General features: G+C 42.0%; 27 protein-coding genes. 20 read left to right on the plus strand and 7 right to left on the minus strand.

Translation table 11 applies throughout. The features are described 5' to 3' along the window. The first annotated feature begins 25 nt into the window (after nt 1–25). On the plus strand, nt 26–1,486 hold the full coding sequence (locus LGO15_RS10820) for a PstS family phosphate ABC transporter substrate-binding protein (protein WP_226087569.1): 1,461 nt from the start codon (nt 26–28) through the stop codon (nt 1,484–1,486). Nucleotides 1,487–1,780: 294 nt separating this feature from the next. On the opposite strand, the gene LGO15_RS10825 is transcribed toward LGO15_RS10820, so the two are convergent. Further along, nucleotides 1,781–2,572 (minus strand): TIGR00266 family protein, encoded by a 792-nt coding sequence (locus LGO15_RS10825; RefSeq protein WP_226087570.1) that lies wholly within the window; start codon nt 2,570–2,572, stop codon nt 1,781–1,783. A 337-nt stretch (nt 2,573–2,909) separates the two neighbouring features. Here LGO15_RS10825 and LGO15_RS10830 point away from each other — a divergent pair, with 337 nt between their 5' ends. The 8 genes from LGO15_RS10830 (at nt 2,910) to LGO15_RS10865 (ending at nt 13,238) form a co-directional block, all read left to right on the plus strand. Beyond that, the gene (locus tag LGO15_RS10830; protein WP_167830917.1) at nt 2,910–3,188 is read left to right on the plus strand and encodes a heterocycloanthracin/sonorensin family bacteriocin; all 279 of its coding nucleotides are present in this window, start codon (nt 2,910–2,912) and stop codon (nt 3,186–3,188) included. Between the two features lie 147 nt (nt 3,189–3,335). Next, a complete protein-coding gene (locus tag LGO15_RS10835) occupies nt 3,336–5,240 on the plus strand; it encodes a putative thiazole-containing bacteriocin maturation protein (protein WP_226087571.1) in 1,905 nt (634 codons plus the stop codon). Then, nucleotides 5,237–7,189 (plus strand): TOMM precursor leader peptide-binding protein, encoded by a 1,953-nt coding sequence (locus tag LGO15_RS10840; RefSeq protein WP_226087572.1) that lies wholly within the window; start codon nt 5,237–5,239, stop codon nt 7,187–7,189. Before LGO15_RS10835 ends, LGO15_RS10840 begins: the two co-directional genes overlap by 4 nt. Before the next feature lie 11 nt (nt 7,190–7,200). After that, nucleotides 7,201–8,757, plus strand: coding sequence for a SagB family peptide dehydrogenase (locus LGO15_RS10845; RefSeq protein WP_226087573.1), 1,557 nt, complete (start codon nt 7,201–7,203; stop codon nt 8,755–8,757). 195 nt (nt 8,758–8,952) lie between these two features. After that, nucleotides 8,953–9,531 (plus strand): RNA polymerase sigma factor, encoded by a 579-nt coding sequence (locus LGO15_RS10850; RefSeq protein ID WP_167830450.1) that lies wholly within the window; start codon nt 8,953–8,955, stop codon nt 9,529–9,531. Then, the gene (locus LGO15_RS10855) at nt 9,521–10,627 is read left to right on the plus strand and encodes a DUF4179 domain-containing protein (protein ID WP_226087574.1); all 1,107 of its coding nucleotides are present in this window, start codon (nt 9,521–9,523) and stop codon (nt 10,625–10,627) included. Before LGO15_RS10850 ends, LGO15_RS10855 begins: the two co-directional genes overlap by 11 nt. Nucleotides 10,628–10,930: 303 nt before the next feature. Continuing rightward, nucleotides 10,931–12,289 (plus strand): IS1182 family transposase, encoded by a 1,359-nt coding sequence (locus LGO15_RS10860; protein WP_226087575.1) that lies wholly within the window; start codon nt 10,931–10,933, stop codon nt 12,287–12,289. 202 nt (nt 12,290–12,491) lie between these two features. Continuing rightward, nucleotides 12,492–13,238, plus strand: coding sequence for an alpha/beta hydrolase (locus tag LGO15_RS10865; protein ID WP_167830452.1), 747 nt, complete (start codon nt 12,492–12,494; stop codon nt 13,236–13,238). 57 nt (nt 13,239–13,295) lie between these two features. Here LGO15_RS10865 and LGO15_RS10870 read toward each other — a convergent pair whose 3' ends face one another. After that, complete coding sequence (locus LGO15_RS10870; RefSeq protein WP_226087871.1) at nt 13,296–13,826, minus strand: MEDS domain-containing protein; 531 nt, start codon at nt 13,824–13,826, stop codon at nt 13,296–13,298. A 226-nt stretch (nt 13,827–14,052) separates the two neighbouring features. Then, nucleotides 14,053–14,814, minus strand: a complete 762-nt coding sequence (locus LGO15_RS10875) for an MBL fold metallo-hydrolase (RefSeq protein WP_226087576.1) — start codon at nt 14,812–14,814, stop codon at nt 14,053–14,055. Between the two features lie 118 nt (nt 14,815–14,932). On the opposite strand from LGO15_RS10875, the gene LGO15_RS10880 reads away from it, so the two are divergent. From LGO15_RS10880 to LGO15_RS10900, 5 genes are all read left to right on the plus strand, one after another. Then, nucleotides 14,933–15,346 carry an Lrp/AsnC family transcriptional regulator gene (locus LGO15_RS10880; RefSeq protein WP_167830455.1) on the plus strand — a complete coding sequence of 138 codons (414 nt, stop codon included), beginning with the start codon at nt 14,933–14,935 and terminating at the stop codon, nt 15,344–15,346. An 85-nt stretch (nt 15,347–15,431) separates the two neighbouring features. Further along, complete coding sequence (locus tag LGO15_RS10885; RefSeq protein WP_167830456.1) at nt 15,432–15,686, plus strand: hypothetical protein; 255 nt, start codon at nt 15,432–15,434, stop codon at nt 15,684–15,686. 141 nt (nt 15,687–15,827) lie between these two features. Then, entirely contained in the window at nt 15,828–17,066 is a 1,239-nt protein-coding gene (locus LGO15_RS10890) for a cysteine desulfurase-like protein (RefSeq protein ID WP_226087577.1), read from the plus strand. Nucleotides 17,067–17,100: 34 nt separating this feature from the next. Further along, a complete protein-coding gene (locus LGO15_RS10895) occupies nt 17,101–17,736 on the plus strand; it encodes a LysE family translocator (RefSeq protein WP_226087578.1) in 636 nt (211 codons plus the stop codon). Nucleotides 17,737–17,815: 79 nt separating this feature from the next. Beyond that, nucleotides 17,816–18,214, plus strand: a complete 399-nt coding sequence (locus LGO15_RS10900; protein WP_226087579.1) for a YkvA family protein — start codon at nt 17,816–17,818, stop codon at nt 18,212–18,214. On the opposite strand, the gene LGO15_RS10905 is transcribed toward LGO15_RS10900, so the two are convergent. The 3 genes from LGO15_RS10905 to LGO15_RS10915 form a co-directional block, all read right to left on the minus strand. Next, nucleotides 18,211–18,531: a hypothetical protein gene (locus LGO15_RS10905; RefSeq protein WP_226087580.1), complete on the minus strand. Its 321-nt coding sequence runs from the start codon at nt 18,529–18,531 to the stop codon at nt 18,211–18,213. The genes LGO15_RS10900 and LGO15_RS10905 overlap by 4 nt on opposite strands. Before the next feature lie 150 nt (nt 18,532–18,681). Next, nucleotides 18,682–19,326 carry a glycosyltransferase gene (locus LGO15_RS10910; protein WP_226087581.1) on the minus strand — a complete coding sequence of 215 codons (645 nt, stop codon included), beginning with the start codon at nt 19,324–19,326 and terminating at the stop codon, nt 18,682–18,684. Between the two features lie 118 nt (nt 19,327–19,444). Further along, the gene (locus tag LGO15_RS10915; RefSeq protein ID WP_226087582.1) at nt 19,445–20,317 is read right to left on the minus strand and encodes a LysM peptidoglycan-binding domain-containing protein; all 873 of its coding nucleotides are present in this window, start codon (nt 20,315–20,317) and stop codon (nt 19,445–19,447) included. A gap of 236 nt (nt 20,318–20,553) precedes the next feature. Between LGO15_RS10915 and spxA the strand changes: the two genes are divergently transcribed. The 3 genes from spxA to LGO15_RS10930 all read left to right on the plus strand — a co-directional run bounded on the left by spxA (nt 20,554) and on the right by LGO15_RS10930 (nt 21,861). Next, a complete protein-coding gene (gene spxA, locus LGO15_RS10920) occupies nt 20,554–20,949 on the plus strand; it encodes a transcriptional regulator SpxA (protein WP_226087872.1) in 396 nt (131 codons plus the stop codon). An 86-nt stretch (nt 20,950–21,035) separates the two neighbouring features. Continuing rightward, nucleotides 21,036–21,461, plus strand: coding sequence for an RrF2 family transcriptional regulator (locus tag LGO15_RS10925; protein ID WP_167830463.1), 426 nt, complete (start codon nt 21,036–21,038; stop codon nt 21,459–21,461). A 67-nt stretch (nt 21,462–21,528) separates the two neighbouring features. After that, nucleotides 21,529–21,861 (plus strand): IDEAL domain-containing protein, encoded by a 333-nt coding sequence (locus LGO15_RS10930; RefSeq protein ID WP_226087583.1) that lies wholly within the window; start codon nt 21,529–21,531, stop codon nt 21,859–21,861. A 42-nt stretch (nt 21,862–21,903) separates the two neighbouring features. On the opposite strand, the gene LGO15_RS10935 is transcribed toward LGO15_RS10930, so the two are convergent. Next, the gene (locus LGO15_RS10935) at nt 21,904–22,656 is read right to left on the minus strand and encodes a L,D-transpeptidase family protein (RefSeq protein ID WP_226087584.1); all 753 of its coding nucleotides are present in this window, start codon (nt 22,654–22,656) and stop codon (nt 21,904–21,906) included. A gap of 242 nt (nt 22,657–22,898) precedes the next feature. Between LGO15_RS10935 and LGO15_RS10940 the strand changes: the two genes are divergently transcribed. The 3 genes from LGO15_RS10940 (at nt 22,899) to LGO15_RS10950 (ending at nt 25,284) form a co-directional block, all read left to right on the plus strand. Next, complete coding sequence (locus LGO15_RS10940) at nt 22,899–23,591, plus strand: DUF421 domain-containing protein (RefSeq protein ID WP_226087585.1); 693 nt, start codon at nt 22,899–22,901, stop codon at nt 23,589–23,591. A gap of 819 nt (nt 23,592–24,410) precedes the next feature. Then, the gene (locus LGO15_RS10945; protein WP_226087586.1) at nt 24,411–24,734 is read left to right on the plus strand and encodes a hypothetical protein; all 324 of its coding nucleotides are present in this window, start codon (nt 24,411–24,413) and stop codon (nt 24,732–24,734) included. Nucleotides 24,735–24,798: 64 nt separating this feature from the next. Continuing rightward, nucleotides 24,799–25,284 (plus strand): DUF4871 domain-containing protein, encoded by a 486-nt coding sequence (locus tag LGO15_RS10950; RefSeq protein WP_226087587.1) that lies wholly within the window; start codon nt 24,799–24,801, stop codon nt 25,282–25,284. The last annotated feature ends 23 nt before the right edge of the window (nt 25,285–25,307 follow it).

Here is a 25,307-nt window from a genome sequence, read left to right on the forward strand (position 1 = left end):
ATGTGTTCTTGTGGGGGACTTTAAAATGAAAAAGGATGTTGGGTTTTTAGCGATTTACTTAATGGTTGTTCCTCTTTTTCTTTCTTTTTTGGGGATAGCAGTTTTGCCGATTGAGAAATTCGGTCCGCTTGTTATGTTAGTGATCATCTCTTTTTCGGCATTGTATATAGGTTTTCGTTTTGGTAAAAGACCTCAGGCTTCTTCGTTTTACGGTCGGTACCTGCCTGTATACTTACCGTTGCTTTTGACGGTGCTTCTTGCTGCGATAGGGATGGTTGTTTCCAAAGGCTTTTTCGGGCATCAGGTTTGGGGAATTTTCGTATTCGCGCTGTTTCCCTTTTTACCTAATTCCTTTATTTCAGCAATGATGGGTGACTTCATTCTTGCATTTGCTGTGCCGTTTGCATATTATTTATTCTTTATAATCGGGTTCATCATATCCGAACGAAGGACTAAGACGAAAGTTAGCTTCAAAAAGGGGACCCTTTTCGTGGGAGTGGGCGTCATCATTCTGTTATTGACTGTGATGGGTTTTATCTATATTGAACGCAGCAAGCATATTCTCCCGCCGTCCTATGGTTTTGACTATGGCAATGGCTTCTCGAGTGTCGATCTTCAACCGTATTATGTTACGAATCCAAATAATATCCTGCCAAAACTGGATGAACAGGCAAGTTTCAGTATAGAATCCCAAGGTGAAATGCCGATTCTGGATGGAGCAGAAGCTGCCTATCCCGTTTATGCAGCATTTGCAAATGCGACCTACCAGGAGATCAGAAACAAAAACGCGCTCCCCACTGGTGAAGAGATAGTTAGTTTTACGAATACGATTTATGCCTTTGAAAAACTTGTATCAGGAGAGGTGGATATATTTTTTGGAGCCCAGCCTTCTGCTTCGCAACAAAGCCTGGCAGAGAGTAAGGGGAAGGAGCTCGTGCTGACTCCAATCGGAAAAGAAGCATTTGTGTTTTTTGTAAATAAGAAGAACCCTGTTGAAAACTTAACTTCAGATGAACTGAAATCGATTTACTCGGGTAAAACCATTAATTGGAATGAAGTGGGCGGGGAAAATAATAAGATCATGGCTTTCCAGCGGCCGGCAGACTCCGGCAGTCAAACGATCATGGAAAAATTCATGGGTGATACACCATTGATGCCAGCGCTGAAAGAAGAAGTAGCAGGAATGGGTGATTTGATGGAGGAGGTTGCCAGCTACCGAAACTACAATAATTCACTTGGGTACTCGTTCCGCTTTTTCACAACCGGCATGAATCCGAATGAAAAAATCAAGCTGATCTCACTCGATGGAGTTGAGCCAACACCTGAAAACATCGCTTCTGGGAAATATCCTTATGTGGTCAACCTATATGCCATCACTGTGAAGGATAATCCGAAAAAATCGTTGCAGCCAATGCTTGAATGGATGCAGGGAACCCAGGGCCAAAAGCTGGTTGAGGAGATTGGTTATATTCCATTGGATAGATAAAAAGGAACTGACAAAGGGAAAACCAGGAAAAGTCCTGGTTTCCTTTTGGAAATTTCTATAGGTATAAACTCGCAATCCCGCCTAGCAAAAGAAGGATTGTTCCTGTTAATAAAGCTATTTTTGTTGTGCGATTGGATTTATGAAACATCCTGAAAAACATACATCAACACCTCACTTACAAAATAGATTAGCTAGCTATATTACGATTTTGAAAATGAAAAGTTTCAACTACCTCATTAATCGGTAAAAAAAGGGAGGTTTCCGTCTCGGAAACCAACCCTTATTTCATATTGATCAATCACCATCAAGCATTCTGAAGACTCCGCCAAGAACACTGCCTTCACCTTTATTTTGGCCTCCACCTTGTGGAGCAGCCGCAAATACTCTGCTGGCAAGGCGGCTGAATGGAAGCGACTGAATCCAAACAGTTCCTGGGCCTCTAAGCGTTGCAAAGAAAAGTCCTTCACCGCCAAATAGTGCTGTTTTAATTCCTTTGACCATTTCAATGTCATAATTCACATTGCTTGTCATTGCCACAAGGCAGCCTGTGTCGACTTTGATGACTTCTCCTGGCTGAAGCTCTCTCTTATGTATCGTTCCTCCTGCATGGACGAATGCCATTCCGTCTCCTTCAAGCTTCTGCATGATGAAGCCTTCTCCACCGAAGAATCCCGCTCCAAGCTTCCTTTGGAATTCAACCCCGACAGAAACGCCTTTGGCTGCAGCTAGGAAAGCGTCTTTTTGGCAAATGATCTTGCCGCCATTCTCGCTTAAATCCATCGGAATGATTTTACCAGGGTAAGGGGAAGCGAAGGATACATGCTTTTTATCATGGCCGGTGTTCGTGAATGTGGTCATGAATAGGCTCTCTCCCGTTAATAACCTCTTTCCAGCGCCAAACAGCTTGCCAACAAATCCGCCGCCGCTGCCGGAACCATCACCAAAAATCGTCTCCATCTCGATTTGCTGATCCATCATCATCAAACTGCCGGCTTCAGCAACTACCGTTTCATTCGGATCAAGTTCCACTTCTACAAACTGCATGTCATCGCCGTAGATTTTATAATCAATCTCGTGGTTTCTCATACCTTTCCCTCCAAAACAATTGAGTTTACATGTTCATTGTACAACGTTGTGATGAAAGTTGCAGAATATTTTTATAAGCATTAGGTGAGCAATTGAGATTAGCATTGGTTTCCTGCTTGTCAGGAATATAAGTTTTCCCCATTTTCTCTTCTATAAAATCCTCCCCTCTAAAATAGGCTTTTGCATATGTGACAATGGCCGTTCCGTTTACATAAATTGTTGAAGAGTATTCATATTAATTTCCTTTGTACTATGTATACAGAAATAAATCCGATATTGCTCGACTTTGCTACTTGTTTTTGGAGCCCTGTATTTCTCGAGGAGGTAAAGAATATTGATGAATAATTTTCAAAATGAGCTACAAATGCTGAATGTCGGTGATTTCCAGGCAACTCAGCCGGTAACCTGGGATCAGAATCAATACCATACTGGAGATGAGCGTTTTCTAGGCTTAGGCTTGGGTGGTTTTGGCGGTTGTTTCGGATTCTCTTGCTTCTTTAGCTGCTTTGGCTGTGGCGGATGTTTCCGTTGTGGTGGATGTTTCCGCTGTGGAGGCTGCGGACGTTGCGGAGGTTGCGGACGTTGCGGTGGCTGTGGCCGCTGCCATCGAGGTTAAGTTAAAATATTCAGGCTTTAGCCCTTGCGAATTTTTGCGAGGGCTTTGTTCTTTTAACGTAGACATAAGGGACAAATTGATGTACATACGATGATAATGACAGTCTATGCAGGATAGCAAAGGCATTTGTGCCTGAGGAGGAGTGAGATGGTGAAGCAGGACCCTTCTATGATATTGAAGGTGAAAAGAGATACATTTTATCTCGCAGAACCGAATCGAAGTGTATATTTTAGGAATAATTCATGTTCATTCCGTCTTGAAGGGAATGGAATTGACCAGTGGGTTGAAAAGCTGCTGCCGATGTTCAACGGGGAGTACTCGCTTGGAAAGTTGACCGATGGGCTGCCTGAACCTTACAGGGAACGAGTGTATCAAATTGCTGAGGTTTTACTTGAGAATGGTTTTGTCCGGGATATAAGCCAGGATGACAAGCATCAATTATCAGAGCAGGTGATAAAAAAATTCGCATCGCAAATAGAGTATGCCGATAATTTAGCTGGTTCCGGCGCAGCAAGGTTCCAGGCATTCCGCAAGGCAAAGGTACTTGCCGTCGGCTCTGGTCCCATGTTGAATTCTCTCGTTTCCACTTTGCTGGAATCGGGTCTTCAGAAACTGTGTGTTTCCATTACAGAGGAAATCCCGACCAATAGAAAAAGATTAGCTGAGCTTGTGAGTCATGCACGTAAAACTGATGCGGAGGTGGAGTACGAGGAGTGCAATGGTACGGATTGGAGTGAAGTCCTGAGGCCTTTCGACTCGGTGCTTTATGTTTCACAAAATGGCAATGTTGAAGAACTGAAGCTTTTGCAATCAATCTGCAAAGAGGAGAGGAAAACATTCATTCCCGCCATCCTGTTTAAACATACAGGCTTGTCCGGTCCAATTTTTGATCCTGATTCAAGGCTTTGTTGGGAATCGGCGTGGAGGAGACTGCATTCTTCCGTTTTGGAAAAAGAACAGAAAGGCTCTCCAGCATCTTTGGCCACTGGCGCTTTGCTGGCGAATGTCATTGCATTTGAATTATATAAAAAACTTGCGGGCATCTCGACAGCTGAACAAAGAGACCGAATCTATCTCCTGAATTTAGAGACTCTTGAGGGAAGCTGGCATAGGGTGTCGCCCCATCCGCTAGTCACTGGGGATTTTTCTTACATTGAAGTGGAGAACATTGAAAATCGGCTTAGTCAGGACATTAGAAAAGCTGAACCGGAAAAATTCCTCCAGTATTTCAGTTTAATGACTTCAAAAGAGACGGGGATTTTACATGAATGGGAAGAAGGAGACCTAAAGCAGCTTCCGATGGCACAATGCAGGGTCCAGGCAGTCGATCCACTGTCAGATGGTCCGGCTGAATTACTGGCAACAAGGATTTGCACAGCATTTACCCATGGAGAAGCAAGAACGGAGGCAGCGTTAACGGGAATTGAAGAATATTCTGCCCGTTTCGCAGAAGTGACTGAAAACGGACGGAATTTAGGTGTGGGTACCGGTGAATCTTTTGCGGAAGCCGTTGGGCGAGGGCTGCAAAACTTTCTCGCTAAGGAATTATATGTTCGCAGGCTCAGCGAACAAGAGTGCATTTCCGTTATTGATCTAAACCAAATTGAAGATAAGCGATGTGCGTACTATTTAAAGGCTCTGACGACGGTTCAGGGAGCACCGCGAGCAGGGATGGGAAAGGACGTTCATGGTTTCCCTGTTATTTGGATCGGTACGAAGAAAGGCTGGTATGGAAGCACTGGTTTAAATGCAACTTTGGCTTTAAGAAGTGCTTTCCAGAATGCGTTATCAGATTTTCAAAATGAGTCAGCAGGAGTTAAAGCACAAGTCCTGCAAGAGTCAGAGGTTCTTATTTTGGAGAGAGATAAACACAACATAAGAATTCCGGAATGCACAGCAAGGATTCAGCGTGAAAGCTTGCAGGAAGCGATTGAGGTTCTTAAACAGAACAGAATGGAGATGTCAGTGCTTGAATTAAGCTTTGAACCAATATTCAAACAGCAACTAGAAGGTGTATTTGGTGTATCGCTGCGAGAGGAGGGTTGGAGTTGAGTTCCTTCGTCGTCATTATTGGGGAAGGCAGGCTGGCTGATACTGTTGCTGAAGAATTATCAACTCGCTATCAAGTGTTCAGAAGGACTGATTTTGAGTATGGACTGCCCGAGAATTCAGAGTTGATGCTTGTCCTTCATGATACATGGAATCCAGTTGCCCATCAAAAAGCGGAAGAAGCGGTCAAACTGACTGGCAGTCCCTGGTTCCGGGCCTTTGTATCGTTTGGTGAGGGAATCATCGGGCCGCTCGTCAAGCCTGGCACACCTGGATGTTCACAATGTGCGGACCTGAGGAAACTGCTAGGAGGCCAGGAACGAGGGGAAATGCAGGAGGTGAAGCGGAAGCTTGGGGCTGAAAAAGAAACAGCTTCGGACCCATGGGCATCGAAAAATGGACTTCTGCATCTGGTTCATGTAATTGTAACCGAAGCAGACCGTGTTTTAGCGGGTAAGGAGGGATTTTCGGCAGGGCGGATGTATTTTACAGACTTAAAAACATTGAATGGTTCTTGGCATTCATTCCTGGCCGATTCCTTGTGCCAGGTTTGCAGTACGATTCCAGAGGATTCAGCTTCGCTTGCAAAAATCTCATTAAAACCAAGTCTGAAAATCAGTGCGAGCAGCTACCGGTGTACTCCACTGGACGAGATGAAGGAAGTGCTCTTTGATGATTATTTTGACAACCGGACAGGTCTGTTAAATAGTAAGATGTACGATTTAGTCACTCCATTTGCTGATGCGAGCGTGAACCTGCCAATGGTTTCTGGAGGCAATGAGGGCACAGCTGGCAGGACTCAATGCTACGCAGAAAGCGAAATGACTGCCATCCTGGAAGGACTTGAGCGCCACTGCGGACTTCAGCCCCGCGGGAAGCGGACAGTCATCCATGACAGTTACCGGAATCTTGAAAAGCAGGCATTGAACCCATTGACAGTAGGCGTCCATGCTGATGCAGAATATGAAAAGCCGGGATTTCCATTTGAAAGATTCAATCCAGACTCACCGATGGATTGGGTATGGGGCTACTCTCTAATGGAAGAGCGGCCGATTCTCGTGCCAGAGCTTTTATCCTATTATAGTTTGGGGTGCGGATCAGCGGGATTTGTCTATGAAACTTCAAATGGCTGCGCACTCGGCGGAAGCAGGGAAGAGGCGATTTTCTATGGCATCATGGAAGTGGTCGAGCGTGATTCCTTCCTGTTGTCATGGTACTCGAAGCTGGAGCTACCACGCCTCGATCTTCAAACTGCTGAAGATGAAGAACTGTTATTGATGGCAGAGCGGATGAGGGCTGTGGCTGGCTATGATTTGTGTTTATTTAATAGCACCATGGAGCATGGTATTCCAAGTGTTTGGGCAATGGCGAAAAACAGGAAAGAAAAGGGGTTGAACCTGATCTGTGCGGCAGGGGCCCATCTTGATCCGGTTAAGGCGGCCAAAAGTGCTGTCCAGGAGCTCGCAGGAATGATGCTCAATCTTGATGGAAAATTGGAAGGGAGCAAGGAGAAATATTTGCAAATGCTTGAAGATGATTCACTGGTGCGGGAGATGGATGACCACGGCATGCTGTACGGATTGCCGCAGGCGGAGGAACGGTTGGGCTTCCTTCTCGATCATGACCGGCCTTTACAGAGTTTTCAAGATGCTTTTCAAAAGAAGGAGTTGCGCCATAATGATCTGACGGAGGATTTGAAGGGTATCCTCGATGAATTCCGTAAATTGGGCCTCAATGTCATTGTTGTCGACCAGACTCCTCCTGAACTAAGGAAAAATGGGCTTTATTGTGTGAAAGTATTGATACCGGGGATGCTGCCGATGACTTTTGGACACCATTTGACACGTCTAAAAGGACTCAATCGCGTACTCCATGTCCCGATGAAGCTTGGTTATGTGAATGAACCGTTGACATTTGAAGAACTAAATACCTTCCCGCATCCGTTCCCTTAGGAGGCAGCAGGATGAATCATGATCAATTTTTAAGCGACCTTCAGTTTAATATAGAACGTGCCAATCAGGAAAACTGGGAACCAAACTGGGAGGACGCTCCTCTTTCATATAAACTGTATCAAGGATTGCCAGTGGTGCCGCTATCTGGGCAGGTTCCCTTGTCCCTGGCAGTAAAAAAATCGCCAGCCAGGCCGGGTATCGAGGAAATTGGACATTTCCTCTGGTATTCTTATGGAATGACGCAAGTAAGCGAGTCGTATTTTTCTGATGATGCTGATCCCGTCCATACCTTTAGGAGGCATGCTCCTTCTGGTGGGGGACTTTATCCAAATGAACTTTATGTATATTTGAAGATAGAGGACCTGCCTGAGGGGGTCTACCATTATGACCCGGCTCATCACCGCCTCGTTTTGCTGAGGGCTGGGAATTTTGACTCCTATATATCTGCCGCTCTTGGCGACCGATGCAACATCTCTTCGTGCTTTGGGACGGCATTCATTTCAACAATGTTTTGGAAAAACTTCTTTAAATACAATAATTTCTCCTACCGGCTGCAAGGATTGGATGCTGGAGTATTGATGGGGCAGCTGCTGGCAGCGGCCGAACGTTTTGGTTTCGCTACTGGTGTTTACTTTCAGTATCTGGATTCGGCAATCAATCATCTTCTCGGATTATCTGAGCAGGAGGAGAGTGTGTATTCAATTATTCCGCTGTCAGTGGAAATGACCAACTGGACTGCAAATAGAGCAGATTCCCGCAATAACATATCGTCAGAAAAATTGACAAGGGAACTGAAACCGGTGGAATTTGAGCACTATGAAAGGTCTAAGAAAGTATTAGAGTTTCCGAAATTGATAGCTTTGAATGAAGCCTCAAAACTGGAGTCCACCGAGTCGTTTACTAGGGTCTGTAACCCGTCTGGAAATAGTGAAAAAAGTCTGCAGATCCATCTACCGCAAACGGAATCATTGGCGTACGATTTGGCAGAGGTAAGCAAAAAGCGTTCCTCACCAGAGATGGACTTTATCATGTCAAATGTAAGTCAGCAGCAACTGTCGTCCTTGTTGAAGGAGTCAACCTCTGCTTTTTCATACCGCAATGATCTGGACGATATTTATGGCAACAATGAGCCCAGAGTTTCCATCTACGGCAGTATCTATAATGTAGAAGGTATTCCGAATGGAGCCTATTTTTACAACCAGGCAAGACACTCATTACAAGAAATCCAGCAAGGGGACCACCGGCTGCGGCTACAGACAGGGATGTCCATTGATAATGTGAATCTCATGCAAGTACCACTTTGTCTGCATGTCGCTGGCAATATGGAATTTTTTCGAGAAGAATTAGGGTACAGAGGCTACCGGATCTTGCAAATGGAAGCAGGAATGCTCGTACAAAGTTTACTATTAACAGCATCTGCCCTCGGATTTGGGGGACATCCCCTCCTGGGGTTCGATGCAAGCAAGGCCGATGAGCTATATAGAATGAAGGGGGAAACCAGCTTAATCCAGATTCCAATTGGCTCATATCGTCCAAGGGCATGGTTAAAAGGAGGTCTGCATAGCTAGGATTGAAAATTAGCTTATAAAGAAAGGCAAGGGGAAAATCCCTTGCCTTTTTTTAATGTTCCGCACTTATTTTTATGAGTCTGCAGAAATATCTGCAAGATTTATCCTTTGTTTCAATTATTTTTCAAAAAGTGCAACCAAATAATTAATTCATTTCGTTATACTTATGTAGCAAATGGAAAGGGGGTTTCCTCAATGAATGGAGAACAGGTATTAATCAATAGGATCAGGGGAGGAGACCATGAGGCATTCAGTATCCTCGTGAAACCATTATTATCTTCGGCATATAAGTCAGCGTATATCATCCTTAGGTCGAAAGAACATGCAGAGGATGCATTGCAGACTGCCCTTGAAGGTGCGTATGTAAGCATAATGAAAAAGAAAGACATCACGAATTTCAAGGGATGGTTTTATAGGCTTGTCTATTCACGATCAATTGACATATATCGTAAAAACAATCGCCATGCTAGCATCGATTATGAGGAGAGTCATGAGGCACAGCTGAAAATTACTTCTGAGTCAGCTCAGCAAATCGCCATACATAAAGAAAGTAAGAGTGAAATGGTTCGTCACCTGATGAGATTGAAAAGAGATCAGTGCTTGCCGCTTTTTCTTTATTATTATGAGGATATGTCTGTGAAGGAAATTTCACTCATACTCAATGAAAATATCAATACGGTTAAAGCAAGGATGAAGCGGGGGAAACAAAGCCTAGGAAAAATCCTGCAGGAATCCAGGCAATTTTTACAGGAGGTGAAGGTCAATGGGATCTAATAAAAATGATCGGATCGAATCACTTGAGCAACTGGAGATACCTGAAAGCATTTATCAATTCATCGAGGAGATACCCCATAAATCAATCACCTCTGAAGCAGACGAACAAGTCGAAGAGGATTGGAAGAGGTTCCAGAGACATACAAGAAAGCAAAAAACGGTCATCATTAAGAAGCGAATGGCCATCCTGTCGCTTTCAGCTGCTGCGGTACTAGGCCTTTTCATCAGTACAGCCTTTGTTTCCCCAGCTGTTGCCCAAGTGGCCTCCCATATTCCTTACCTTAACCTTATTTTTGAAAATAAAATACAGGTGAAAACGCTTGAAAATGAAATATATCAAGCGATCATGGATAAGAACTTTAAAAACATTGCCTTGCATGTTAATAGAAAAGAAAAATATATCGAGGCCATGGTGTTTAATACGGAGGAATATTATAAAGAAATGAAAACACCCATTAAGGATATGATCAGTGAAATCCTGAACGACAGGAATGAAGGTGATTACGAAATCAGGGTGGCTAACGATCCGGAAACTGCTGTACAGTGGAGCAAGATTGATGTAGAAACCGACAAAAAAATTGCTGAAGTAGAGAAAACGGTATATGAAGTGCTGGGCAAGTATCATTATGATTCTCCAAGGCACACAAGCGGGATCAGTGTAGATCGAGTCAATCTCGAGCTTCCGGTAAACGAACCTAATATCAAGAAGATTCCACTTGAAATAAAAGAATTGCTGAAACAAAGGGACCTTGGCGATCTGGAAGTGAAAGTGTACACATATGACCCTGGTTTAGAAGAACGTGGCGGCAAGTTCATTAAAATATTTGATTCAATTGCTATTGGGTTAAAAGCAAAGCCTGAATACAAGATCGATTCTGTAGGCTTTTCTAATAATAAGAAAGAGCATTTTTACATTTCGATTCAGTTGGTGCTGGAGTCAACGGATCCTGATATTGAGGAAGTAGTAGAATCAATCGAAAAAACAGTCCAGGACTTTCTTGAGTCTGACGATGCATTAACCTCCATCCAGGATGAAAAATACCAGGTTGTCATTTCAAGCAGTGATAAGAAGAAGATGAAGGTCATCAGCAACTAAGCATGGGACATCCCATGCTTCAGACTGTAGACAAACTCGATGGAAATCGAGCTTGTCTACAGTCTTTTTTTTGGTTGGTGCTGAAATGGGGGCTGTTGATTTCCGTTCCAGGCGCTTCGCTTTCCGCGGGGCTGGCGGTGAGCCTCCTCACCGCCGTTGGCGTCTGCGGGGTCTCACCTGTCCAGCTGAGCCCGCAGGAGTCTACGCGCCTTCCACTCCAATCAACAGGACTTACAAACTTAACGTGGAACTAAACATAAGTCTATTTTAAAATAGATACATATAACGCTTGAGGTGATGAAGATGCTTTCAAAGAACAATCCAATCCAACGAGATCAATTAGAAATGGTTGCTTTAGACCAACTGGTTCCTATGGAACATTTAGTCCGTAAAATGGAAGCAGCCATAGATTTTTCTTTCATTTATGACTTGGTGAAAGATGTGTATTCGGAAGTAGGCCGCCCAAGCATTGACCCTGTTATTCTGATTAAACTCTCATTCATTCAATATACATTCGGCATCCGTTCCATGCGCCAGACCATTGCCGAAGTAGAAACGAACATGGCTTACCGCTGGTTTTTGGGTTATGGATTCCATGATAAAGTGCCCCACTTCTCCACCTTCGGGAAGAATTACGAACGCCGTTTTAAAGACACTGATTTGTTTGAACAGATTTTCTATCGAATTCTTAAGACCGCAGCTGATAAGAAACTTATTAGTGCAGAACACGTCTTCATTGATTCAACCCACGTTAAAGCAAGTGCGAATAAGCATAAATTCGAGAAGAAAGTAGTGCGGAAGGAAACACGGGCGTATCAAGAGAAACTCCAGGAAGAAATCAATCAAGATCGGGAAGAACATGGGAAGAAGCCTTTTCCTCCTGATAAATTCGACAAGGAAGAATCGAAGGAAATAAAGGAAAGCACGACCGATCCGGAGAGTGGATACTACGTCAAGGATGAACGGACAAAGCAGTTTGCCTACTCCTTTCATGCGGCATCAGACCGAAATGGATTTGTCCTAGGAACAATTGTGACACCTGGTAACACCCATGACAGCCTGATCCTTGAACCACTGGTAGAACAAGTAATAGAGAAAGTTGGAAAGCCCAAAGCCGTTGCGGCCGACGCAGCCTATAAAACTCCAGCCATTACGAAGTTTCTGTTTGAAAATGAAATAACTCCGGCTTTGCCTTATACCCGACCACGAACGAAGGACGGATTCTTCCGTAAATATGACTATGTATATGACGAATTTTATGACTGTTACTTGTGTCCTGCCGGTGAGATCCTAAGGTATTCCACCACTACAAAAGAGGGATATCGTGAGTACAAATCTCCCAAACATATCTGCGCCACCTGCCCATTTTTAGCGCAATGTACAGAAAGCAAAGACCACCAAAAGGTGGTAACGCGCCACATCTGGCATGAGTATTTGGAAGAGGCAGACCATTTAAGGCACCAATCAGAAGTAAAACAAATCTATGCGAAGCGCAAAGAAACCATTGAGCGCGTATTCGCAGATGCAAAAGAAAAGCATGGCATGCGTTGGACAACCCTAAGGGGACTTAAAAAATTGTCGATGCAGGCGATGCTTACTTTCGCTGCATTGAACTTGAAGAAGATGGCCAACTGGACATGGAGAAGTCCAGTACTGGCCTAAAAGTATAGAAAAGAGAGTCTATTTCCTTTGAAAAATTCGATGAAATCCAAAAAGGGGTTCGGAATGAGAGCATTCCGAACCCCTTTTGTCTACAAACTGAAGCATGGGACATCCCATGCTTTTTTTCTGTATTTTTTTCTAGTAGGAATCACATGTATATGGTAAAATTTTCTTCAAATTAAAAAGAAAGAGTGTGCCTGTTATGATTGAAAGTTTCGCAGTGTCATTGTTTGGAGAGGAAAGAAACATCAGAGTTTATGTGCCTTCTAAGGATAAAGGCAATATGTATCCTGTTCTGTATATGCATGATGGCCAGAATGTGTTTGGCAATGAAGAGGCGATTGGCGGTGTTGCGTTGGAGCTGCACGACTATCTGGAAAAGAACGATGTAGAGCTCATAGTCGTGGCGATTGACCAGAATTCTCCGGAGCGGATCAATGAATATTGTCCCTGGAAGAATGGTGAATACACAGCGAAGCTTCTTGGCAAACCGAGTTCTGAAGGCGGGAAGGGTAAGGAGTACGTCGAGTTTATTGTGAATGAGTTGAAGCCTCTAATAGACTCGAAGTATCGTACAGACCCGGCAGAAACCTATATGGCCGGCATTTCTTTGGGAGCATTAGTCACTGTATATGCTGCGTGCACTTACCCTCGGATTTTTAAAAGAATCGCAGGACTTTCCTCAGGTTTTTACCGTAACCAGGAGAAAATGGAGCAGTTGTTGAAAACGGCAGATATATCTCAGATGGAAAAAGTATATCTGGATTGCGGAACAAAAGAAGGGGGAGAGAAACTCGCCGGTCCATTCCTGGAGACCAACCTAGCGATATTCGGGCTGATCCGGCAGAAAGGAATAGAGGCGGAACTGAAAGTGATTGAAGGAGCGGAACATAATTATCAAGCCTTCAAGAAACGGTTCCCGGAAATTATAACTTATTTATTAGCTTAGTATATAGTCCAAAAAACGTTAATAATTAGGCTCACTTGATAGGTGAGCCTGGTTTATTCATGCTTTATCCTTGATAAGAAAGTTGTGGCAATTCAGAAGGCCTGTTTCTATTTCCATGCTGACCCGCTCTGAATCATAGGCACAAACAGAAAGAAGTTCAGTATCGCTGACAATGACATCGGCCGCTTGTTCAGATAGAATCAATTTTTGGCTGATTTCGTGATCATCCCGCCATTCTACATGCGCCCAGGTGCGTATCACTACATCCATTTCTGAATAACCATCGATTAAGTTGGGGAGGTAATCAAAAATAGAATTTACATTGAAATCGCCCTTGGCATAATAAAAGTCATAGTTATTGACGAACTTAACTTTATCGAATTTTCTTTCATCCAATGATTCTTTAAGTCTTTTAGTAATCAAGGGGATGAATCTGTCATTTTCAATAATGATGGAATATTCATCACGATCCAGACCGGAAAGGACAAAATCAACCAATCTGCTGACATACAGCTCCTGATCCTTAAAAAAATATAACCCATGTCCCTTGGTAAGGCCGGCAAGTTCATTGACTTCCTTTAACTGCATACTTTCCAAATAAGCACCCCATCGAGTTGTAACATATTAGACGTTCAATAAAGTGTATCACACTTGGAGGTTTATATGTGTGTACTTTGAAAATCTTCTTTATTTAAGCAATCATCCTTTCTTGCAAAAAGAGGAAGCAGGATTTACTTAAACAGACCACCGCTTGCGGATCAACGAGTTAAGCTCAGAACTTTTTATATTCTGAGCAGTTTTCCTGTTATGTTTATTAAAAAGTAAATGACTCTCCGTCATTCGGTACCAAGACACTGGTGGAGATTCCATGTTCATTCAGAAAGCTTTTTAGTTCTTCTCTTGATATAGTCCAATGGTTGACTGCTTCCATATGGCTGGCGATTATTTTTGCAGAAGGAGCGGCTTTATGGACTTCAAGAACATCGTCTTTCCCCATGACAAGTGAACCGCCTTGAAGGAATTGATTGTCCCCCGCATTAACGACAATAACTTCAGGTGTGTGGGAATCGATGGCTTCCTGTACACCTTCATACCAGACTGTGTCTCCTGCAACATATAAGGTTTTTTCGGTATCATGCTTAAAGACGACACCACACACCAGACCGGCTAGTTTTAATATTTCCCCTCTGCCGTGCTCGCCTTTGGTCTTAATTAACTGAACGTCTTTGAATACTGTATCTTCCTGTAAAACTTCAACATTTTTAAATCCGTCATTTTTGACAGAATTGGCATCTTCCTCATTTTGTACAAAGATTTTTATATCCTTCGGAAGTACCTCTTTGGCAGCATCATCATAGTGGTCCAAGTGTAAATGAGTTACAATGACCGCATCCACATCATTAATAATGTCATCAATAGAGGACGGCAAGATGACTAAAGGATTGTTTTGGTCCTGCCTTAATGAATTTGGGAAGGGAGGGTATGATCCTTTTTCAGCCAAAAATGGATCGATTAAAAACTTCTTGCCGGCATATTGTACAACTAATGTTGCATTTCGAATTTGTTGTATATTCATATTTATTAGCTCCTTTTCTATAATGTATATATAGTTTATAATAAGACCGCTTTTGACTTACATAGCTTAAATCAAGTCTTTTTGCTCTTTCACTTGATTATTGAAAGGATTTGAAAAAATGTTGGATACCACCGATTTGAAAATTATAGAGGAACTGACCCTTAACAGCCGGATTACGATGAAGGAACTGGGTGAAAAAGTACATTTGACAGGCCAGGCTGCTTCATCTAGAGTCGCCAAGTTAGAGGATCTGGGAATCATTGAAGGGTATACGATAAAAGTGAACCAAATGAAAATGGGCTATTCCGTTCACGCCATTATACATGTTTTTACGAAAACCACGAATCATCAACCTTATCTTTCATTTTTAAAAAAACATGGAACATCCGTGTTGAACAACTATAAAGTCAGTGGAGAAAGCTGTTACCTGCTAGAATGCAAATTTCCATCAAATGAAATATTAGATGAATTCCTGACAGGCTTGAGCAATCATGTGAGCTATAAATTATCGATTGTTATTAACAAGCAGTAGAGCACGCCTAATTCCTTCTTTTCCTAACTACCATCCATACACTTGTCTCCCTCCATGAATACCCTGATGGTATGGAGGTGAGATCATGGATAGAAAGGATCAAAAAGGTGAATTATCTGATTTGTTTTGCGACCATCGAGTGAATAGCGTGCCTTTTCCAAGATTAAGGGTCATTCCTGTAAGTGAAGTGCCGGATGATTGTGTATTGGTTTGTGTCGGACCAATTTGTTATTTAGCCTGCTACGGAGCTGGCGTGGAACCATTCGAAGATTGCCAGATTGTTTGTTCAGAGAGCGGTCAATGCTTTATTGTTTGTCCGTATTTTCCCGAAGAGGAATAATGAGAAGGATGGAAGAGGAGCCGTTGAAGATGGTCCTCTTTCGTTTGTCGAAAGATTACACCTGTAATTATTAGAAAATTATGACATAATGAAAGGAAATACAATTAAATTTGGCAGAAGGAGTGATGGAGGTTGGCTAATATGTTTCCAATTGAACAGGTGAGGGATAGATTCCCGGCGTTAAATCGCGAAGACAATGGAAAAAAAGTGATTTATTTTGACGGGCCGGGCGGTACACAAATGGTCGATCAGGCGATGGAGTACATGTATCGGTACATAAGGAATGGCATGGCAAACCTACATGGAACCTTCAACACAAGTGCCGATACGGATGCGTTGCTGGATAAAGCCCGCGAAACTGTTGCTGATTTGTTAGGATGCCAGGCGAAAGAAGTAGCGTTCGGTGCCAATATGACGACACATGCTTTTGCCATTGCACGAAGTCTGGCTGGTTTTATTAAAGAAGGCGATGAAATTGTGGTCACAGAGCTCGACCACCGTGCAAATGTAGATCCATGGGTTACCCTTGCCAGGGACTGCGGTGCGACGATTAAATTCATTAAACTGAATCCTGAATCTTTCACTTTAAAATTAGAGGATTTACATGAAATCATTACTGATAAAACAAAGCTTGTGGCAGCTGGGATGTCATCGAATGTGACAGGGACTGTAACGGACTTGCAGCCAATCATAGAACGTGCGAAGGAAGTTGGAGCTCTAGCGGTGGTCGATGCCGTCCATGGAGTGCCGCATTTATCGATCGATGTCCAGGAATTAGGATGTGACATCCTTTTGTGTTCTGCCTATAAGTTCTTCGGTCCACATGTTGGCATCGCTGTTGTACGGGAGAGCTTATTCGAAAAACTTCCTGTCTATAAACTGAAGCCGGCACCTGCTGAAATTCCTTACAAGCTCGAAACGGGCACTCAAAATCACGAAGGAATTGCAGGGCTAATGGGGGCGATTCAGTTCATTGAAGAACTGGGTTATGGGGAGACGAGAAGGGAACGACTGGTGACAGGAATGCATGCAATCGATGATCATGAAACTGAGCTGGCAGCGGAAGTGGAAAGCTTTTTGCGAAGCCTGCCGGAGGTGACGCTCTATCGTGCAGCTTCTGGACGCAGGACACCTACATTTGCTTTTACCATTGAAGGTCGTCGTTCACGCGATGTAACGGCATGGCTTTCGGAAAATTACAATATGTGTGTCGCAGATGGGGACTTCTACGCCTCCACAATGGCAGAAGTTCTCAATGTCTATTCAACAGGAGGTTGGGTGCGAATCGGGCTTGCGCCTTATAATACAATAGAAGAAATCCAGCAATTGAAAGAAGCGTTAACAGCTTACATTCAGCAGCATCAGCAGAATGTAGTTTAATAGAAAGATAATATACGGTAGGGGAAGATGAACGATGTTTGGGATCAGTAATTTTGAAGTGTTTTTAATAACGGCGATCCTGTTGAATTTAACTCCAGGCACAGATACGATGTATATTGTGAGCAGAAGCATATCTCAAGGAAGAACGGCGGGCATCTATTCGGCTCTTGGAATTTCTTCCGGAGTGGTTGTCCATACTTTGCTTGCCGCTTTCGGTTTATCTGTTATATTGACGCAGTCAGCCTTTTTGTTTCAATCCATAAAAATTGCGGGTGCCATCTATCTCGGTTATTTGGGAATAAAGATGGTAATGGAAAAGAGCCACGGAAAGGAGCAGAAAGCCCTGCCAATACAAAGCAATAAAAAAATCTTTTTTCAGGGCATGATCACGAATGTGACGAACCCGAAGGTCGCTTTGTTTTTCCTGGCATTTTTGCCGCAATTCATTTCCGCTGATGCAGGTAACGCAAGCCCGCTGCCGTTCATCATTCTGGGACTGACATTCACATTGACCGGGGGAACGTGGAGCCTGTTGACAGCTTATTTTTCCTCAATGGCAACATCAAAACTCAGAAAGAATGCAAAAGCCGGAATTGTCCTAAACCGTCTGACTGGAATTGTTTTCATTGGAATGGGCATCAGTCTGCTGAAAACGAAAGCAGCTTCTTAATGGAAATGCAAGAAGGCCTGGACATTGTGCCAGGCTTTCGTTATTTATAAAAGTAGAATAGAAAGATGGAGTGAATCTTATGGGAGCAGCATTTCAAAAACTTAAAACGCGGATGAAAATAATCAAAGAAGATATCTTTGTGATTGCCGAAGCGTATAAACACCCAGATACACCTTTTTATGCAAAACTAATTGCCATTATAGTTGTCGCCTATGCATTCAGTCCCATTGATTTGATACCTGATTTTATCCCGATCCTGGGTTATCTGGATGATTTGATCCTGATCCCGTTAGGAATTGCCCTTCTTTTAAAAATACTGCCAGATCATGTCATACAGCATTCGCGTGAAAAAGTGGCTGCAACTGGCAAGATGAAACAGAATAATTGGATAGCAGGTGTGTTAATCATCGTAGTCTGGGCTCTTTTGTTGTATTGGATGGTTGATTTCATTACTTATTTTTATGATAAAACGGCTTAGTAATTTTTATATCTCACATACTCATAGTTCGAAGTTGGCATCTGTTTTATGATGTTGCCGTTCTGGTCACGGTGAACTTCATACTCTCTGTATGTTTCAACGATGTATCCGTCCACTTCTTTGTCTTTATCTTTCTCGTGTACATATTCAAATTCAGGCAGGATTACATCTAGGATTTCTTCATTTGGTTCTAAGTCATTCGTTGCTCCTGTTTCCACTGTTTCAACCTCGGTGTTTTTCTTGGAAATTTGAGGTGTGTTATAAACCAAATAAACGCAAAGTAACAGTAAGCATGAAAGTGCGATCATTCGTTTCAATAGTATTGGCCCCTTTTGTTCAATTTACATTAAACCTTATGCCTGTCCAAGCAGGATTATTACCAGGGTGTGAGCTGGAGGAAGTATGTTGAAAAAAGAAAATCGCAAAAAATCCTGGAGCCCTCTAAGACTCCAGGATTTTATGAATGGCTATTTCTTGAACTTATCAGGGAATTGCTTTACAACTGCTTCAGAAATAACATCTGACATCATGATTATATGGGTCATACCATCATCGATTGAAACGATTCGTGCTTGCCAGTTTTTTTTCAAGCTTGCATTCAAGTCATCTGCGACTAATTCAAGATGTGCATACAGTAACTTTTTAAGTTCATCAATTTTTAAGTTTGGGTTGGCACTGCTGAGGAAGGCAGCGATATCGTCCGCATTTCGATACCATTCTTTGTTAAGTTGATTCAGCTTTGTTTGATCTCCACTTTTTGCTGCTTCAACAATTCCACCCGCTAGAACAATATGCTCTTTCAACAAATCAGCCAGCTTGTTTCCAGCTTCCTCTCCGTACACCGGTTTAATGGCATTTCCGATATCTTCCTGGTTCCTCAGGAGCCTTTCAAGCACATCTTTTTGATCCTCGGCTCCTGCTGTTGTCGCACTTGTAATATAATTACTTGTCCACAATACATGGTCTACCCATAGTCTCCTGAAATCATTTTCAAACTTAACCTCAGATTTGGTCATGCATTTATGCTGTGGTTTAGCGTAAGCAGGGGCTGTTCCAGCCATCATATTCAGCGATACCAAAAGAATGAAACCCATCAACAGTATTTTTTTCATTTGATTCTTCTCCTTTTAGATGAAATATATCCTCCTTTATTATTTATTCATGGAAGAATTCTATCCAAAAAATAGTGCTGAAGGAAAAAAGACCGCCTAGTGGCGGCCTCTATGCACTTTATTGCATTCTGCTCAAATCAAAATACTGAACAGTCTTTCCATCGCGGTCGAACTGGATGATCAATTTGCTTTTGTTAAATTGGTAGATAAATTGTTCGCAAGTTGCGCTTTCGTAGCAAGAAGTGTTTTTTACGGCATTCGGGTATCCGTACACATTGATCACCTGGGTTTTGTCTTTCGGAAGAGTACCAAGCTTTAAAAATTCAGGGTAGGCCTGCAGACCGAATACGGAGCCATTCTCCATATTAAAATTCACTCGGACTCCTGCACCTTCATCATCATAATAGAGAGATCTGATATTCAGCTGGTCCTCGGTTTTTACTGGTTGCCCGAATTGATGCAGAAGCTGGCTGTATGTGGAGCCATTGTATACACCATGAATGTGAAGATTCTTATTCGTTAAAATGTAAGCATCTTGAATGCCATTCTTACTCAAGAGCTCTCTTTGTTTTTCTGCATTGGTCCTTTTTGAAAAAGCTCCAGCCTGAATGCGGTAATAGGTTTTACCGTCAATGACTTTGGTGATGACTGTAGCTTCAATCCCTTTCTTTTTCAGGACTGCGATTTGCTTATTTGCATTTTCTTTCTTGGAAAAAGAACCCCCGACAACTGAATACATCGGTTCTGATTCCTTCAGGCCAGGAAGGAGGAGTTTTTGGCCAATATAGATCGTGTTGTTTTTCAAACCATTGAAACCCTTCAATTCCTCTACTGTCAGATTGTATTTCTTGGAAAGGCTGTATAAAGTGTCGCCTTTTTTTACCGTGACAGCACCATCATCAGCATACCCGAATCCATTGGCGAAAAAGAGTAATGATATCATCAACAAGAGACTTAAACTGAGCTGCACAAAACGTTTAATTTTCTTCATTTATTATCACCTCAAATAATTTGACGAGATGATTACAACAGAGTTTCGAAGGGATGAGCCTATTTTTAAAAGGATGAGAAAATGGGTGAAGAAAGGGTGAAGAGATTGAAACGGCTATTGACTTTGTTAACTGTAAAGTTTATTATTACAGTATCGTTAAATTTAGATGAATTGAGATTCTATTGTTGATTATCTGTAATTTTTATTTTTACAGTTAAACGAAGGAGCTGTGAATGATGGTAACTTTATATATTACATCAAGCTGTGCTTCCTGCCGAAAAGCAAAAGCGTGGATGCAGGAGCATGAAATTGATTTTATTGAAAGAAATATTGTATCTGAGCCACTCACTGTCGATGAAATCAAATCGATTCTTCGCTTGACAGAGGATGGAACAGAAGAGATCATTTCGACTAACTCAAAAACCTATAAGCAGCTGGATGTGGATATTGACTCGCTTCCGCTGAATCAATTATATGAACTGATCAGAAGAAATCCGCTGATGCTGCGACGTCCAATTATCCAGGACCATAAACGTTTGCAGGTTGGGTACAATGAGGAAGAAATCCGCAGCTTCTTGCCAAGAAAGCTTCGGACATTTACAGGACTTGAATGGGAAAGCATGGCTAATTAAAAGCGGGAAATTTGAATTTCCGACACTTTGTCTATAATATGTAAAATGACAGAATGTGAGAGTTAGCCATTGTAAGGAGGCAGGTTATGAATAGTGATTTTTCCCTTGCCATTCACAGTTTAACCTTGCTAGCACTTCAGCCGGACAGGATGTCTAAGAGTGACGAAATCGCTGAGAGTGCTGGCGTCCACCCAGTGAGGATTCGGAAAGTATTGGGTCTGTTAAAGAAACATGGATTCATTAAATCAAAAGAAGGAACGGGCGGTGGCTTCATTTTTGCCCTCGACTTAAATGAAGTGAATCTCTGGGATATCTATAAATTGACATCCGAGGGGGCCTTGCAGCCAAAATGCCCTGATTCGAACGAAAAGTGTATGGTCGGTGCGAATATGCACAAGGTCTTGTTTGCCATTTTCCTCGGTGCAGAAGAACACTTGGGTGAATTTTTAAAACAATATTCAATCAAAGAAGTAGTGGATTTGATTAGACAGGAAAAAGATTGCTGTGAGTAAGCTGAGATTTTTCCTGCATGAAATGTAATAAGAAAAGTTACAGATTATAATAAAAGAGGTGACTTATATGTTGTCCAATAATGACACGATTTTAAGAGTAGGCGATTGGATCAAGGGGAAATCCAGGGATGGAGAATTATTCATCGGATATATAGAGTCACTTGATATTTTGGATGAAAAGGTAAATGCAACGATTACATCAAGTGATGATGAAACCATGGTGGGCAAAACTATTACATTGACCACAAATGGAGTGAAGAAACTGCCTGACCCGAAGGTGAAAAACAAGGAACAAATTCAATACCTCATTGATTTGGCACTTGCTACTGGCGATGAAGAATGGTTCATGGAGCTTTCTGAAAAGCTGAACTCGATGAGGGAACTAGTCAGAGGCGTGTAAAATAAAGACGGTCCTTCCTATGAGTGGAGGACCGTCTTTTTCCTATTTCATCCCAAGAGCTTTTTTAGTGGCTGGGCCGGCGATACCGTCCACTTTTAGATTCTTCGCTTTTTGGAATTTCTTAACGGCTGCTTCTGTAGCAGGGCCGAATACCCCGTCAATTCCTTTTGTGCTGTATCCTTTATTGGTAAGCGCCTGCTGCAGTTGTTTAACTTCAGCTCCTCGCATGCCTTTTTTAAGGACAGAGCTGCTTGTTGGTACAGCTGTCACTGGAACCGATGCCTGGCCGGTAACTTTATATCCGTTAGCAGATGCGATTGCGTTGAAGGATTTCTTGGATGATGTGATGACAACTGGTGTGTTGACCTTAACTTGATCATAAAGCCATTCCACTTCGTTATCGAACATCCTGATGCAGCCGGCACTTACATAACCGCCGATGGATTTAGGGTTATTGTTTCCGTGAATCGCATACGTTGTTCCCCATGTTCCCCTCGCGTTTAGACCAAGCCATCTGTCGCCAAGCGGATTCCTTGGATCTCCCCCAGGTATCTTACCGCTGTAATATGGACGATTCTTGATTTTGTTCACCACTTTGAACGTGCCTTCTGGTGTATAGGAAGCTTTCCTCCCGGTTCCCACCTTGAAGGTTTTTACCAGCTTAGCATTTTTATAATAAGCTAGTTGATTGTTGGATTTATTGATGATAATCATGTCCCCGCCAGCAGCTTCTGCCGGTGCCTCGAAAAATAGAAGCGATACAAGTAGCATCATAGCAACTATCAGTTTTTTCATTCCCTATCCTCCTTGAATAAATTTTCAGAGCCAAACTGTTCAAATAGTCATGGCCTGCTGTTTACATCCTTATAAACGATGTTTTTTCATAAAAGTTACAAGTTTTACCGGTATATGGGAATAGAATATTTCTTGTTTTTATGACAGGAAATTTTAGTTTTGTCGTATTATGGAGGATTTTTGAAAAAGGACGGTTCAATTCCCTAAAATTTTCCCATAATGTTATGGAAGGAGTGGGAGTGTTGAATCATTACTTATCAATTGCAGTAGAGTTAACAAGTGGATTTGTCTTTTTATTTATCATGACAAAAATGCAAGGGAAGACACAGTTCTCTCAGATTACTCCCTTTGATTTCATTTCAGCTATCATCCTAGGCGAACTCGTAGGTAATGCGATTTATGATCACGAAGTGAAGATTGGCGAAATTGCGTTTGCCGTTACCTTATGGGGAGTTCTTGTTTATGTGACAGAGACAGTTACACAAAAATTCATGTCATCCAGGAAGCTGCTGGAGGGCGAGCCGAACATTGTGGTGCGCAAAGGGAAGATTAAATTCGAGGCACTGAAAAAAGCGAAGTTGGATATCAACCAGTTGCAAAGTCTCGTCAGACAACAAGGTTATTTTTCCCTCAGGGAAGTGGAATACGCAATCATAGAAACGAATGGAATGGTCAGTGTCCTGCCCAAAGCAGATTATGACACACCTAAAAATAGCGATCTGAAAATCAAAGCAGATGATCCCAACTTGCCAGTCAATATGATTCTCGATGGCGAAGTGGTGAGCAAAAACCTTAAAGAAGCTGGTCTCGATGAACAATGGCTGAAAAATGAATTAGAAAAGCAAAAAATCCATCACATTGAAGATGTGCTATTTGCCGAGTGGATGGAAAATGAACCACTTTTCGTGCTTAAATATGAAAAGAAGGCGAACTAACCTAAGGAAAATGAAATCATCTAACTTCAGGAATTCTGTGGCTGAGTCCGGCACTTGCTGACTCAGCCTTTTGTTTGCTCAGTATGATGATGTTCTCCTTGAATAGGCCAATATGTGATTAATCTTGTAAAACCGGAAATATAGTTTGATTAACTGGAGATATCATTTGATTTCAACTGGAGATATATATTGATTAACTGGGGATATAAATTGATTAACTGGAGACATAAATTGGTTAACTGGAGATATATCCGGACCAACTGGAGATAAATCGTGTTCAACAGAGACTATAAACGGATCAACGGGGATTAAAGTTTGTTCAACAGGGATTATAAATGAAGCAACGGGGATTAAAATCTGTTCAACGGGGATTAAAATCTGTTCAACGGGGATTAAATATGAATCAACGGGGATTAAAATCCTAACGGGGATTGAAAATGGGTCAAACTGAATTAAAATCTGTTCAACTAGGATTAAAAATTGAGATACGCACTAAAAAGTTGTTCCTACCGTTAAATTAATCGTGCTAACGGTTAAATTAAATGCTCCAACCGTTAAGTTAATTGAGCCTACCGTATAAATAATGATACTAACCGTTAAATTACAAGGTAATATTGGTCTTAGAAATCGAGATTTCTATTAATCAGTAACTATCTGCCATTTAGATTTAGAGGAATTAAGCTTAGGTTTATAGAATGTAAGATTCATGAAGTGTGTACTAATACAGGATGTAAGCCTTATTTTCTGTTAAGTCTCAGGAATTTAGTGAAAATTTTCTTCATTGAAAGTTAGTCCCATGCCTTTTCAGGAGTGATTTACATGAATATAGCGGTTTATCTTACTTTACTTTTTTCATTAATTCTATCCTCTTTAATATCTATTTGGTTTTTTAAAAAGGAAGGCAGTAAATGGCTGGGATTGTTGATGGGGTTTTTAATAAATACACTTATATTGTCAGCTGCATTGATTATATTTTATAAAGTGTTTTATTTGAAAGGAGTAGAAGGATTTTTTGCAAGTTTAGGGATTCTTATTTTTGCTTTTTCTATTCCCATAAATACATCCATTAACTTTTATATTCTCGAATTTATTGTAAATAGAAAGAACGTGTCAATTGACAAACTATCAAACCGGAGGAGGTAAACAGACACAAAAAGGAGAACTCCTAATTGTAAGTAATTCCCTAAATCCGATAGGAGGTGTTTGCTTGAAGTTATCCATGTTCCTGGTTGTTTTAGTTTTCTTTTTTACAATGGCTGCTTGTGATGATCACTCGATCGATAAATCAGAGCCAGAACAAGAAAAGGTGGTCAGTGCGGCTGATGATTGGGAAGAAAGTCCAATGTTTAAGGTCGATAATTATCAGATGATTGGCGAGGAAGGACGTTTAGGGTTTATTTATGATAACACGGAAGTGACGAAATTTTATCCTGATAAAACAAAAAAATATATGTGGCACTTTTGGGGAAATGGGGAAGAGTTTAAGGGTGAATTAAAGGTGATCGCTGTCCATAAAGGAAGCGGGGAACAGATTACGATATTGGAAGGTCGCCCTTTGGCAGGTCCGAATAACGGAGCAGATCAGCACGTTCCTTCTAATATGTCTCTTCCTAAAGAAGGTTTGTGGAAGTTGGAGGCGTATATCGGAGAAAAGTTATTTGGGACGATATTCGTTAAAGTTTATGAAGGGTAAGAGGGTTTTCAAGCGAAACCACT

This window comes from Mesobacillus sp. S13 (assembly GCF_020422885.1).
Lineage (GTDB): Bacteria > Bacillota > Bacilli > Bacillales > Cytobacillaceae > Mesobacillus > Mesobacillus selenatarsenatis_A.